The 13,593-nt window shown below is 62.1% G+C and carries 11 protein-coding genes; 8 read left to right on the plus strand and 3 right to left on the minus strand.

Features of this window, described 5'->3' with window-relative positions; genetic code table 11:
• Positions 1–48 precede the first annotated feature (48 nt).
• The 3 genes from KI612_RS11935 (at position 49) to KI612_RS11945 (ending at position 2,857) form a co-directional block, all read left to right on the plus strand.
• Positions 49–831, plus strand: a complete 783-nt coding sequence (locus KI612_RS11935; protein WP_226440302.1) for a substrate-binding periplasmic protein — start codon at positions 49–51, stop codon at positions 829–831.
• Between the two features lie 8 nt (positions 832–839).
• On the plus strand, positions 840–2,426 hold the full coding sequence (locus tag KI612_RS11940; protein WP_226440303.1) for a CHASE domain-containing protein: 1,587 nt from the start codon (positions 840–842) through the stop codon (positions 2,424–2,426).
• Positions 2,427–2,545: 119 nt separating this feature from the next.
• A complete protein-coding gene (locus KI612_RS11945) occupies positions 2,546–2,857 on the plus strand; it encodes a hypothetical protein (protein WP_226440304.1) in 312 nt (103 codons plus the stop codon).
• 344 nt (positions 2,858–3,201) lie between these two features.
• Here the strand turns inward: KI612_RS11945 and KI612_RS11950 are convergent, their stop codons facing one another.
• On the minus strand, positions 3,202–3,369 hold the full coding sequence (locus KI612_RS11950) for a DUF3149 domain-containing protein (protein ID WP_226440305.1): 168 nt from the start codon (positions 3,367–3,369) through the stop codon (positions 3,202–3,204).
• Here KI612_RS11950 and KI612_RS11955 point away from each other — a divergent pair.
• Positions 3,363–3,833 carry a hypothetical protein gene (locus KI612_RS11955; RefSeq protein WP_226440306.1) on the plus strand — a complete coding sequence of 157 codons (471 nt, stop codon included), beginning with the start codon at positions 3,363–3,365 and terminating at the stop codon, positions 3,831–3,833. The genes KI612_RS11950 and KI612_RS11955 overlap by 7 nt on opposite strands.
• Here KI612_RS11955 and ppsA read toward each other — a convergent pair.
• Together ppsA and KI612_RS11965 are read right to left on the minus strand one after the other, a co-directional pair.
• Entirely contained in the window at positions 3,752–6,127 is a 2,376-nt protein-coding gene (gene ppsA / locus KI612_RS11960; RefSeq protein WP_226440307.1) for a phosphoenolpyruvate synthase, read from the minus strand. The genes KI612_RS11955 and ppsA overlap by 82 nt on opposite strands.
• A gap of 25 nt (positions 6,128–6,152) precedes the next feature.
• On the minus strand, positions 6,153–6,938 hold the full coding sequence (locus KI612_RS11965) for a FadR/GntR family transcriptional regulator (protein WP_226440308.1): 786 nt from the start codon (positions 6,936–6,938) through the stop codon (positions 6,153–6,155).
• Positions 6,939–7,115: 177 nt separating this feature from the next.
• Between KI612_RS11965 and KI612_RS11970 the strand changes: the two genes are divergently transcribed.
• From KI612_RS11970 to KI612_RS11985, 4 genes are all read left to right on the plus strand, one after another.
• Positions 7,116–7,898: a (Fe-S)-binding protein gene (locus KI612_RS11970; protein WP_226440309.1), complete on the plus strand. Its 783-nt coding sequence runs from the start codon at positions 7,116–7,118 to the stop codon at positions 7,896–7,898.
• A complete protein-coding gene (locus KI612_RS11975) occupies positions 7,895–8,563 on the plus strand; it encodes a LutC/YkgG family protein (RefSeq protein WP_226440310.1) in 669 nt (222 codons plus the stop codon). The genes KI612_RS11970 and KI612_RS11975 overlap by 4 nt, the downstream gene beginning before the upstream one ends.
• A complete protein-coding gene (locus tag KI612_RS11980) occupies positions 8,560–9,990 on the plus strand; it encodes a LutB/LldF family L-lactate oxidation iron-sulfur protein (protein WP_226440311.1) in 1,431 nt (476 codons plus the stop codon). The genes KI612_RS11975 and KI612_RS11980 overlap by 4 nt, the downstream gene beginning before the upstream one ends.
• Positions 9,991–10,799: 809 nt before the next feature.
• Positions 10,800–13,565, plus strand: coding sequence for an FAD-binding and (Fe-S)-binding domain-containing protein (locus tag KI612_RS11985; protein ID WP_226440312.1), 2,766 nt, complete (start codon positions 10,800–10,802; stop codon positions 13,563–13,565).
• The last annotated feature ends 28 nt before the right edge of the window (positions 13,566–13,593 follow it).

The raw sequence follows: 13,593 nt of genomic DNA on the forward strand, positions 1-13,593 counted from the left end.
TGAGTAACAATTTGAACAAATAGTCACACCTCCCCCCGGAGACCGACGATGATCGTACGCATAGCCTTTGCCTTAATGCTCTCGCTCGGCAATCTCGCAAGTGCCGGCGCAGCTGCTCCCGATTGTTCCCGCCCCTACACCCTGGCCCTGCACGATCACGGCCTGCTCTACTCAGCCGACACCGATACCGGCATCGACAAGGATGTCGCCGAGGAACTGATCCGGCGCAGCGGCTGCAAAGTCACCGTCAGCCTGATGCCACGCGCCCGCATCTGGCAGCTGATCGAATCCGGCGCGCTGGATTTCAGCCTTTCCGGCATTGCCAATGCCGATCGTGAAAAATTTGCCACCTTTGCCTGGTATTTCAGCAACCGCTATTACCTGCTGGTGCGCAAGGATGTCAGCGTGCGCCAGATCAACGACTTCGTGCAAAACGCCGACCTGCAGCTCGGCGTCATCCGCAGCTTCCGCTACAGCGAATCGGCCAACCGGCTGGTCGACCGGCTGCAGGCCGACAACCGCCTCAGCCTGTCGAGCGGACTGTCGCCGCTGTATCAGGCGCTGCAACTCAATCGCATCCAGGGCATGATCATCGAACCCTTCGACTACCCCAGCCTGGAAGAAAAGAAAATCCGCGAGTTCACGACGGTCATTGAATTCAACGACCCGGCCGTGCCGCATGGCCTGATCATGTCGAGGAAAGCCCTGCCGGTCGCCGAGCAGGAAAAATGGCGGGGGCTGATCGCCGGCATGCGCAATGACGGCACGATGCACCGGATTTTCGCGAAGTACTTCAAACCGGACCAGGCAGCCGCCATGGTCGACTTCTAGACCGGCCCATGGACGAGTACCGAACCCGCGCGGCAGCACTCCTTTCGCTGCTGCCGTGGCTGGCGCTGCTCGCCTCGCTCGGCACCACCTGGCTGGTTTGGGATCACGAGCGCAACAGTGCAAACAATGAAATGCGTTCGCAGTTCAACTTCGCCCTGCGCGAAACGGTCAGCCGCATCGAGCAACGGGTTGCGGCCTACGAGCAGATGCTGCGTGGCGTGCAAAGCATGCTGGCGACCACCAGCCTGAAGAACCGCAAGGCTGTTCACGACTACATCGAGTCACTGCAGCTTGATGCCAATTTTTCCGGGGTTCAGGTGATTGGCGTCGTCGAGCTGGTAACGGCGCAGGACAAGACCCGACATGAAGCGGCGATGCGCCAGCTTGGCCTGGCGGATTACCGGATTGAACCGGCCGGCGAACGCAAAATCTACGCACCGGTCATCCAGCGCGAACCGTACTTTGGCCGCAACCGGACCAATCTCGGTTTTGATGCCTGGTCCGAACCACGACGCCAGGAGGCCATGATCAGGGCCAGGGACTCGGGAATGGCCGCGATTTCCGGCAAAGTCCGCCTCGCCGTAGACGACGCAAGCACTGCAACGCCGGGCTTCATCATGTACCTGCCGGTTTTCGCCCACGACCAGCCGCATGACAACCTGGCCCAGCGCCGTGCCCATCTGGTTGGCTGGGTATTTGCCTCGTTCCACATGAACGACTTCATGGCCAGTCTGTATGGCAGGCAGCCATCCGGCCTCGCCCTGAGCATCTACGACGAAGTTGATCCGACCGAGGCGGCACTGATCTATCGCTCGACAGATGGCAAGGAAAAGCCTGAGCCGGCTGGCAAGAACACGCTGAGCACCATCGAATACATGGTTGTCGCCGGCCACAACTGGACTGTTTCGCTATCTACACAACAGCAATTCGAGAAGCTCTACGATCGCGATACCGACTTCGTCATCGCCGCCGCCGGCACCTGCCTGAGCTTCGCCCTGGCGGCACTGGTCTGGTTGCTGCTCAACGGCCGTAGCCGCGCCTTGCGTCTGGCCGCCAGAATGACCGAAAAACTACGTCACATGGCGCAGCACGATCTGCTCACCGGACTCCCCAACCGGGCCCTGTTCAGCGACCGCCTGCAGCAGGAACTTGCCCGGGCCAAGCGCCTGAACGGGCAGTTCGCGCTGATATTTCTCGATCTCGATCATTTCAAGCCGATCAACGACAACTTCGGCCATGCCGTCGGCGACCAGCTTTTGCTGGAGATGGCGCAACGCCTGCGCACGACCGTCCGCGCCGCCGATACGGTCGGCCGCATTGGCGGCGACGAATTCGTCATCCTGATGACGGAATTGACCGATGCGAGCGACGCGCTCAGTCTGGCGGAAAAAATATGCGAGGCAGTACGCCAGCCGGTAACGGTCAACGGCGTTGAGCAGCGGGTTTCCTGCAGCCTGGGCATCGCCATTTACCCGACCGACGGCATCGATGAAATCACGCTCACCAAACGCGCTGACGCGGCCATGTACCGCACCAAGGAGAACGGTCGCGACGGCATCGAACTGGCCGCCCGGATGACCAGCAGCCGGTTTTAAAGCAGCACATCCCGGGCAAGGTGTTACAGCACGTAAATAGCCTCAACTTCATGCCGGCTCCGGACGTTAATACATGCACGGAAGCAGTTTTGCTGAATGATTCATGAAGGAGTGTCACCATGATCGAGCTCAACCATTTGGATATCGACCGACTTCAAGAAACCGCAACAACGGCGGCAACTTATCTTGATGCCTGCGATGACGGCGCCCGCTTCGTGCGACTCGATCCGGCCTATTACAAGGCCTGCGGCCACCTGCTGCTGACCATCTTTACGGCAACCGATGCAGCCAGCGCCTTTCCCCGCCTGCTCGAACACTCGCCTGCCGCACGCGAAGCCGCCGAGTCTGTCGAAATCGCCCGGCGCATCGGCATCAGCCGCCTCGGCTATTACCCGCAACTGACCGTGGCCATGAACCGCATCACGACCTAGGCGGTCAACACAAAAAATATCGCGAAAATGAAAAAGGCCGGAAAACCGGCCTTTTCATCGTGCAAATTCGGTGGCAAACAAGGATCAGGCGACCCCGGGCACATCCCGACTCAAAAGCAAGGCTTGCCGCAATTGCCCCGATCCTGGCTTGGGAAAACCGGCAAACATGCATTTCCCCCGGAAACCGGGAGAAAAGACCGGAAAGCAATTGTCGACAGACAACCAGACAGTCGTGGGAGCGACTCTGGCGTCATCTGCCCAACTCTTCTTGCAGGAACACACCAGGAGATCGCCCTCCTTCCTGCCGCCCCCGCAACCGGAGGCCGCTTGCCACTAACTGCAAATCAATGGGCGACACCTGCCGAACCGGAATTCGAAGCGGCATCCTTGGCGTCCGACTTCATATGCTGCATCGCGTAGCGCCCGATATACACACCCATGACGATCATGAAAGCGATAGTAAACAGGCTGAACAGCCCGATATCCGACGTAAACAACAGATCCCATGCCATTGATTTTCTCCCTTTATCTCTCGGTTGATGACTGTATTGATCCAGCCATGACAATCCATTCGCAAGATGCATGCCCATGGGCTGACAATGCCGCCGGGGAAAATTCAAGCGCACAAAAACAACTCCGGCGCGCCCCGCAAACCATGCAGCAGAAGGCTTGGCGGGCAGCGGGAGGAAATGGCATGCCGAGCATTCGCCACTTGATGCGTCATCGACAAGACTCGAACAAGTTCACAAAGCACCTAACATCGCCAAGTTTGGCAACAAATAACAAAAATCACGCCACAATTGACAATCAACGCCAAAAATTGACAAACAAAAAGGCCGGGATCGCTCCCGGCCTTTTTCATTTCTGCCGTTTTTCAACGGTCGACCGTAAAAATCAGGCCTTTTTGTGCGAGGCCAGACGGGTCCAGGTATCAACCACGGTATCCGGGTTCAGCGAGATGCTGCTGATGCCCTGATCCATCAGCCATTCGGCCAGATCGGGGTGGTCGGACGGGCCCTGGCCGCAGATGCCAATGTACTTGCCGGCCTTGTTGGCCGAGGCGATGGCCATGGCGAGCAGCATCTTGACGGCCGGGTCGCGTTCGTCGAAGAGGTTGGCGACCAGACCGGAGTCGCGGTCGAGGCCCAGCGTGAGCTGGGTCAGGTCGTTGGAGCCGATCGAGAAGCCGTCGAAGATCTTGAGGAAGTCGTCGGCCAGCAGCGCGTTGGACGGGATTTCGCACATCATGATCAGCTTGAGGTCGTTTTCGCCCTGCTTCAGACCGTGTTCGGCGAGCAGATCGACGACGCCCTGGCCTTCGCCAACAGTACGGACGAACGGCACCATCAGTTGCACGTTGGTCAGGCCCATTTCTTCGCGGACCTTCTTCATGGCGCGGCATTCCATCTCGAAACAGTCGCGGAAGGACTGGGCGATGTAACGCGAGGCGCCGCGGAAGCCGAGCATCGGGTTTTCTTCTTCCGGCTCGTAGAGCTCGCCGCCGAGCAGCTTGCGGTACTCGTTGGACTTGAAGTCGGAGAGACGCACGATCACCGGGTTCGGCCAGAAGGCGGCGGCGATGGTGGACACGCCTTCAACCAGCTTTTCGACGAAGAATTCCTTCGGCGAAGCGTAGCCACGGGCGCGGCGCTTGATTTCGTCGCGCTTCGAAGCCGGCAGGCGATCGACGTCGAGAATGGCCTTCGGGTGAATGCCGATCACGTTGTTGATGATGAATTCGACGCGGGCCAGACCGACACCGGCGTTCGGCAGCTGGGCGAATTCGAAGGCCAGTTCCGGGTTGCCGACGTTCATCATGACCTTGACCGGGACGTCCGGCATGGCGGTGATGTCGCGCGAGGTGACTTCGAAATCGAGGCTGCCGCGATAGACGTGGCCGGTATCGCCTTCGGTACACGAGGCGGTAACGATTTCGCCTTCGGTCAGGGTTTCGGTGGCGTCACCGCAACCGACAATCGCCGGGATGCCCAGTTCGCGGGCGATGATGGCGGCGTGGCAGGTACGGCCGCCACGATTGGTGACGATGGCGGAAGCGCGCTTCATCACCGGTTCCCAGTTCGGGTCGGTCATGTCGGCGACGAGCACGTCGCCCGGCTTGACCTGGTCCATTTCCTTCGGGTCCTTGACGATGCGAACCGGGCCGACACCGATCTTCTGGCCGATGGCGCGGCCGGAGGCGAGCACCTTGGAGAAGGACTTGAGCTTGAACTTTTCGACCTTGCCGGCATGCGCCTGCGACTGCACGGTTTCCGGGCGGGCCTGCAGGATGTAGAGCTTGCCGTCGATGCCGTCCTTGCCCCATTCGATGTCCATCGGACGACCGTAGTGGGCTTCGATGATCATCGCGTAGCGGGCCAGTTCCATGACTTCTTCGTCATTCAACGAGAACTGGTGACGCAGGGATTCCTCGACATCCTCGGTAACGACCGACTTGCCGGCAACCTTCTCGGCCGAGAAGGTCATCTTGATCATCTTGGAACCGAGGTTGCGACGCACGACGGCCTTCTTGCCGGCGGCCAGCATCGGCTTGTGCACGTAGAACTCGTCCGGATTGACAGCGCCCTGGACGACGGTTTCGCCCAGACCATAGCTGGAGGTGACGAACACGGCATCACGGAAGCCGGATTCGGTGTCGAGCGTGAACATCACGCCGGCGGCGCCCTTGTCGGAACGCACCATGCGCTGGATACCGGCGGACAGTGCGACGTCGGCATGCACGAAGTTCTTGTGCACGCGGTAGGAAATGGCGCGGTCGTTGTACAGCGAGGCAAAGACTTCCTTGATCGCGTGCAGGATGTTTTCCAGGCCGACGATGTTCAGGAAGGTTTCCTGCTGGCCGGCGAAGGAAGCATCCGGCAAGTCTTCGGCGGTGGCGGAAGAGCGCACGGCGAAGGACATGTCGGCGGTGGAATCGGCGACCAGGCGCTGGTATTGCTCGGTGATCGCAACGGTCAACGACATCGGGAACGGCGTTTCCATGATCCATTGACGAATCTGCGCACCGCAGGCGGCGAGTGCATTGACGTCATCGACATCGAGCGCATCCAGGGCGGCGTTGATCTTGTTGTCGAGGCCGCTCTGCGCCAGGAACTCGCGATAAGCCGAGGCCGTCGTGGCAAAGCCGCCCGGCACGCGGACGCCCGTACCAGCCAGCTGGCTGATCATTTCGCCGAGTGAGGAGTTCTTGCCGCCGACCTGCTCTACGTCAGTCATGCGCAATTGTTCAAAGGGGATGACGATAGGCTCCATGCCTGTTCCTTTCCGGGGGGTCAAATCAAGAAGAAGACGAAGGGTTATTGCTGAAATCGCTGCTCAGGCGCCGCGCTGCCGTTTCCCGACGGGCGGCGGTGCGCAGCGACTGGGCCAGGGTTTCGCGGACGAAATCGATATGGGTTTCGGCGGCGGCGCGGGCTGCCGCCGGCTTGCGCTCGTGAATGGCGGCGTGGATCGCGGTGTGCTGGTTCTTGAGCAGGTTACCGGCGGCCGGCACGCCATTCAGTTCGCCCAGGTTGAGGCGGATGTTGTCGTGCATCAGGCGCAGCAGGGCCGACGACAAGTGACCGAGCAAGGCGTTGTGGGCGGCTTCGCCGATCGCCTGGTGAAAGGCGATGTCGCAGCGCGAACGGTTGTCGAGGTCGTCGGCGGCAAAAGCGGCCGAGAGTTCTGCAAAAGCCTGATCGAGGCGGGCCAGATCGTCGCCGGTGGCGCGCTCGGCAGCCCACTCGGCGGCCTGGCCTTCGAGCATGCGGCGGAATTCAAGCATGTCTTCGCGCAGATTGGGGTGCGCGCCCAGCATGTCGCGCCACGGATCGAAGAAGCTCGAGGCGAGGCGGTCGGTAATGAAGGTGCCGCCACCCTGCCGGCTTTGCACCATGCCTTTCGAGGCCAGTTTCTGGATCGCTTCGCGCAGCGACGGGCGCGACACGCCCATCTCGGCCGCGAGTTCGCGCTCCGGCGGCAAGCGATCGCCCGGCTTCAGCGAAGCTTCAAGAATGCGGCGCTCGAGTGAAGCAGCGACGGCATCCGAAATACGCGGAACCTGCATTTTGGCTGGTGACATGGGGCTTTCGCAGTGCTTTTGAGTGGTCATTGATTGGTAAGACCACGCCATTCTAATAAGCAAACCGGTAAACCGCAAGCACCGGAAAAACCCTTATATGATTGACTAAGTAACGGTTGTATCGTACATTTTCGCTTCACGAAATATTGGTTTGACCAATTTACCAACGGAGAAACCATGCCGAATCATGGAAAACCCGCGAGCCGCCCGCGCGACATCTATTTCTTTGCCACCTGCGTCGTCGACCAGTTCTATCCTGGCGCCGGCATGGACGCCATCACCCTGCTCGAACGCCTGGGCATGCGCGTGCATTTCCCGGAAGAACAGACCTGTTGCGGTCAACCCGCCTACACCAGCGGTTTTCCCGACGCAGCGAGAAAAGTTGCCGCGCTGCAACTGACGCTGTTCCCGGAAGACTGGCCGGTCGTCGTGCCGTCCGGCTCCTGCGCCGGCATGATGAAGCACCATTACCCGACACTGTTTGCCGCGGACCCGACCCGCAAGGCGCAGGCCGAAGCGCTGTCGACGCGCATCTACGAGCTGACCGATTTCCTGGTCAATGTGCTCGACTGGCAACCGCAGGACACCGGCGGCGACTGCACCGTCGTGCTGCACACCTCCTGTTCGGCGCGCCGCGAAATGAATGTCCATCTGACTGGCCGGCAGTTGCTCGGCAACCTGGACAAGGTCAAGGTCGCGCAGCAGGATCATGAATCCGAATGCTGCGGCTTCGGCGGCACCTTCTCGCTGAAGCAGCCGGAAATCTCCGGCGCCATGGTCGAAGACAAGGTCAAGGCCCTCAAGGCGACCGGCGCCGAGCGCGTCGTCAGCGCCGACTGCGGTTGCCTGATGAACATCCTCGGCCACGCAGCCTGGAAGGATCAACAGGAAGGCAAGAGCAAGCCGAGCCTGCCCGGCGAACACATCGCCAGCTTCCTGCTGCGGAGAACTGCCCAATGAGCGCCCGTGACCGCATCCTGAACAAATTGAAGGCCGCCCCGCGCCAGGACAAGGCCGTACCGGACGTCGCCGCCTGGTATGCCACGCATCGCACGCCGGAAGACAAGGCCGGCAAGGTGCAGCGCTTCCGCCAGTGCATCGAACTGGCGCATGCCGAAGTGCATGCGGTAACGCCGGCCGACTGGCTGACCACCCTGCGCGAAGTCCTGCGCAGCAAGGGGCTGGACAAGATCCTGGTGAGCGAGGAAACGACGCACGGCTGCGCGGTGCTCGATGAATTCCCGCGCCAGGGCGTTGACTGCCAGGTCTACGACATGGCGATCGAAGCCTGGAAGACGGAAATGTTCAACGCGACGCCGGCCAGCCTGACTGCCGCCCGCGCCGCCATCGCCGAGACCGGCACGCTGATCCTCTGGCCGGACGCCGCCGAGCCGCGCCTGATGTCGCTGGTGCCGCCGGTGCATATCGTGCTGCTCGACGCGAACCGCATCTACAACACCTTTTACGAGGCGATGCACAGCGAAGGCTGGAAGGACGGCCTGCCGACCAACGCCCTGCTCGTCTCCGGCCCGTCGAAAACCGCCGACATCCAGCAGACGCTGGCCTACGGCGCACACGGCCCGAAGGAACTGGTCGTCTTGCTGCTGACGGAGGACGCACAATGAGCGAGCACACTCTGCACTTCAAGCCGGCCGAAGGCTTCCGCGCCCGCTCCAAGGCGGTCGTCGACAATCCCTTCCTGCGCCAGAGCTTCCGCGGCGCCATGGACTTCCTGATGAGCAAGCGCGCCGCGCAGTTCCCGGATGCCGGGGAACTGGCCAGCCTGCGCACGCTGGGCGAAAGCATCCGCCAGTACAACCTGGCCAAGCTACCGACCCTGCTCGAACAACTCGAAGCCAATCTGACGCGCAACGGTATCCAGGTGCACTGGGCGGAGACGCCGGAGGAAGCCAACGCCATCATCCTCGGCATCTGCCAGCGCATCGGCACCGAACTGATGGTCAAGGGCAAGTCCATGGTCAGCGAGGAAATCGAGCTCAACCATGCCGCCGAAGCCGCCGGCGTCGCCGCGCTGGAGTCGGACATGGGCGAGTACATCGTCCAGCTCGCCGATGAAAAGCCGTCGCACATCATCATGCCGGCCATCCACAAGACCAAGGAAGAAATCGCCCGCCTGTTCGCCGACAAGGTCGAAGGCGTCGATTACACCGACAACGTCGATGCGCTGATCCAGATCGGCCGCAATGTGCTGCGCCAGAAGTTTCTGGAGGCTGACATCGGCCTCTCCGGCGTCAATTTCGCCGTCGCCGAAACCGGCACGCTGTGCCTCGTCGAAAACGAAGGCAACGGCCGCATGTGCACGACGGCGCCGCCGGTGCATATCGCCATCACCGGCATCGAGAAGATCGTCGAAAAACTGGAACACATCCCGCCGCTGCTCTCGCTGCTCACCCGCTCGGCAACCGGCCAGAACATCTCGACCTACTTCAACATGATCTCCAGCCCGCGCAAACCGGGCGAGAAAGACGGCCCGGCCGAAGTCCACCTGGTCCTGCTCGACAACGGCCGCAGCCAGGCCTATGCCGACGAACAACTGCGCAAGACCCTGCAATGCATCCGCTGCGGCGCCTGCATGAACCATTGCCCGGTCTATACCCGCATCGGCGGCCACGCCTACGGCACGACCTACCCCGGCCCGATCGGCAAGATCATCTCGCCGCACATGCTCGGCCTGGACGCGACCTCATCGATGGCCACCGCCTCCTCGCTGTGCGGCGCGTGTGGCGAGGTCTGCCCGGTCAAGATTCCGATCCCGGAATTGCTGATGCGCCTGCGCGAAGAAGCCTTTACCGCGCCGCATGCGAATCCTTCGATGCTTGGTCAGGGTGCGGGGTATAGCTGGTTGATGACTTCCGTCTGGAAGGGGTGGGCGGCGGTGTATCGCTCGCCTGCCCTGTACGCTGTTGCGACCTGGCTGGGGAGTCGGTTTGCGTGGCTGATGCCTGCGAAGCAAGGGGCCTGGACGAGTGTTCGGGTTCCGTTGAAGCCGGCACCGAAGCGCTTGCGGGATATGCTGAAGGATCGCGGGTAAATGGGATTGGGGCTTGCTCCGCCGCCGGGTTCATTTGTTCACTTTCGAGAAGTGAGTGTGGCACTTGGTTGGCGGCTGGGTTCGGTTGGCCTTTCTCGCGCAAATAGTGCAGCACCTTTTTGGCGGCCGGGTTCCGCGCTGGCGGCGCGGGCGTACTTTCTTTTGCTTCGCCAAAAGAAAGTAGCCAAAGAAAAGGCGACCCCCGGGTCGGCGCCGGGCTTTGCCCGGTCCCTTGCGCTACTCGGCCGTCCGGGCGGCTTGCTAAACTCGCCTGCGGCTCAGACAGACGCAAGCCGAATGCCCCCGGCCGTCCTGCGTTGCTCAGCGCCTCTCAGGGGGACCCGAAAGGCGTCTCGAGACAACGGCTCTGCCCTGAAAAAAGCAAAAAGGGTGTTTTTTGGCGATCGACCGCTAAAAACAGCCCAAAACCATTTTCAACGGTTCGGCGGCGACGCTTTTCCGGGTCCCCATGTGGAGCGCCGAGCAACGGAGCTGATGGCGGATAAAGGGCGAGGACTGTTTGAGGGGCGTAGCCCCGAGTTCCGCAGCCCCCGCCAGCAGCGAGTAGCGCAGGGGAGTCGGCGCAGCCGACCGCGTAGCCTGGGGTCGCCTTTTCTTTGGCTACTTTCTTTTGGCGAAGCAAAAGAAAGTACGCCCGCCCACAAGGCGGAAACATCACGCCAAACGAGGACAACATCTCCCGTAAGCAAGACCAAAGCGAATACCGCCCGCAAGACTGAACCCCAACACAAAACAAGCACCCAATCCATCACCACCCACGCCAAAAACAAACACCCGAGACGAACAACATGAGCGCCCTCATCCAGCACCTCCGCCAACACCTCCCCGATCACCAGATCATCGTCGACGATCTGCGTCGCCTCGCCTACGGCACCGATGCCAGTTTCTACCGCCTGATCCCGCAGGTGATCACGTTGATCGAGACGGAAGACGACGTGCGTACGGTGTTGACCGCCGGCCGGCTGCATGCCACGCCGGTGACTTTCCGCGCGGCCGGGACCAGCCTGTCCGGTCAGGCGATCAGCAGCGGCATCCTGGCGCTGATCGGCGAAGGCTTTGCCAGTTGCGAGATCAGTGCCGATGCCGGCAAGGTCAAGGTCGGGCCGGGGATAGTCGGGGGTGAGGTGAATCGCCGCCTGGCGCCGCTCGGCAAGAAGATCGGGCCGGATCCGGCGTCGATCGGGGCGGCCAAGATCGGCGGCATTGCCGCCAACAACGCTTCCGGCATGTGCTGCGGCACGGCCCAGAACAGTTACCGGACGCTGGCCGGCCTGCGCGTCGTGCTCGCCGACGGCAGCGTGCTCGACACGGAAGATCCGCTCAGCGTCAATGCCTTCTCGCAAAGCCATGCGGTGCTGCTCGGCGAACTCGAACGCCTGGGCAGCGACACGCGCAACAACCCGAAACTGGCCGAGCGCATCCGCCACAAGTTCAAGATCAAGAACACCACCGGTTACAGCCTGAATGCGCTGGTCGATTATGAAGATCCGATCGACATCCTGAGCCACCTGATGATCGGCTCGGAAGGCACGCTCGGCTTCATTTCCAGCATCACCTACCGGACCGTCGTCGAAGATCCGTGCAAGGCTTCCGCGCTGGTTTTCTTCCCCGATATCCGCACTGCCTGCGAAGCAGTGATCCGCCTCAAGCCGCAGCCGGTCGCCGCGGTCGAGCTGCTCGACCGGCCCGCCCTGCATTCAGTCGAGAACAAGCCCGGCCTGCCGGCGGTGATGCGCGAGCTGGGCGAGGAGGCAGCCGCGCTGCTGATCGAAGTACGCGCCGCAACGGTCGACGCGCTGCAGGAGAAGATTTCCGCCGTGCATGCCGCCATCGCAGGCGTCGCCACGGTCGAACCGATGGTTTTCTCGACCGATCCGGCGACCTGCGAGATGTACTGGAAGGTGCGCAAGGGCACTTTCCCCTCGGTCGGCGCCATGCGCCGCACCGGCACCACCGTGCTGATCGAGGACGTCGCCTTCCCGATCGAGTCGCTGGCCGATGCCACGCTCGACCTGCAGGGCCTGCTGCGCCATCACGGCTACCACGAGGCGATCATTTTCGGACATGCGCTGGAGGGCAACCTGCATTTCGTGTTCACGCAGGATTTTGGCGATCCGGCCGAGGTCGACCGCTACGCCCGTTTCATGGACGACGTCTGCCAGCTGGTGGTCGGCAAATACGACGGCTCGCTCAAGGCCGAGCATGGCACCGGCCGCAACATGGCGCCCTTCGTCGAACTGGAATGGGGCAAGGACGCGGCCGAGCTGATGCGCCGCATCAAGAACCTGTTCGACCCTGAAAACCTGCTCAACCCCGGCGTCATCATCAATGACGATCCGCAGGCCCACCTCGCCAACCTGAAGCCGATGCCGGCCGCCGAGGACATCGTCGACCGCTGCATCGAATGCGGCTTCTGCGAACCGCTCTGCCCCTCGCACCGGCTGACGCTGAGCCCGCGCCAGCGCATCGTCAGCGTGCGCGAACTGGCCCGCCGCGCAGCCCAGGGCCTGCCCGCCGGCAGCATCGGCGAAGACTACGCCTACATGGGCCTCGACACCTGCGCCGGTTGCGGCCTGTGCTCGACCGCCTGCCCGGTCGGCATCGATACCGGCGACCTGACCCGCCGCCTGCGCGGCCGCAAGATGGGCGACACCGCCCGCACGGTCAACGCCTGGACGGGCGAACATTTCGGCGCGGTCGCCAGCGCCTCGCGCCTCGGCCTGAAAGTCGGCCATGCCGTTTCCGGCGTGCTCGGCGACAACTTCCTCGCCCGCATTTCCGGCGGCGCCTGGAAGAAGGACATGCCGCACGCCGGCAAGGCACCGGTCGCACGCATGACGCAGGGCGACCCGGTGGTCTATTTCCCGACCTGCGGCGGCCGCATCTTCGGGCCGGCCGACAGTGGCGAGAAGCAGCTCGGCGAGGTCATCATCGAGTTACTCGAACGCGCCGGCTACCGCGCCATCCTGCCCGCGGGCTTCGACAGCCTGTGCTGCGGCCAGATGCTCGCCAGCAAGGGCATGGCCGAAGAGGCAGAAGGCATGTCGCAGCGTCTCGAAGCCGCCCTGATGCAAGCCTCGGAGAACGGCAAGTACCCGGTGATCATGGATGCCAGCACCTGCTCGGTGCGCATGCAGCAACATCTGGCCGGACGCCTCAAGCTCTACGATTTCCACGAATTTGCCGTGGACGCCCTGTTGCCGCGCCTGATGCTCAACAAACAGCCGGGTCCGATTGCCCTGCACATCAACTGCACGGTGCGCAAGACCGGTTCGGATGCCAAGTTGCGCACCCTGCTCAAGGCCTGTGCCGAACAGGTCATCGAGCCGGCCGGCGTGACCTGCTGCGGCTTTGCCGGCGACCGCGGCTTCGCGGTACCGGAACTCAACCAGCACGCGCTGCGCAAGATCCACGCCGAACTGCCGGCCAATTGCGGCTGCGGCGTGTCGACCAACCGCACCTGCGAAATCGGCCTGACCGCCGAAACCGGGCGCATCTATCAATCCGTCGCATATTTGCTCGAAAAATGCAGTCGACCGGTACAGGGCTGTTGAGGATTTCCCTAACAGCTAAAAAACCGGT

It is taken from the genome of Quatrionicoccus australiensis (assembly GCF_020510525.1).
GTDB classification, from domain to species: Bacteria; Pseudomonadota; Gammaproteobacteria; order Burkholderiales; family Rhodocyclaceae; genus Azonexus; species Azonexus australiensis_B.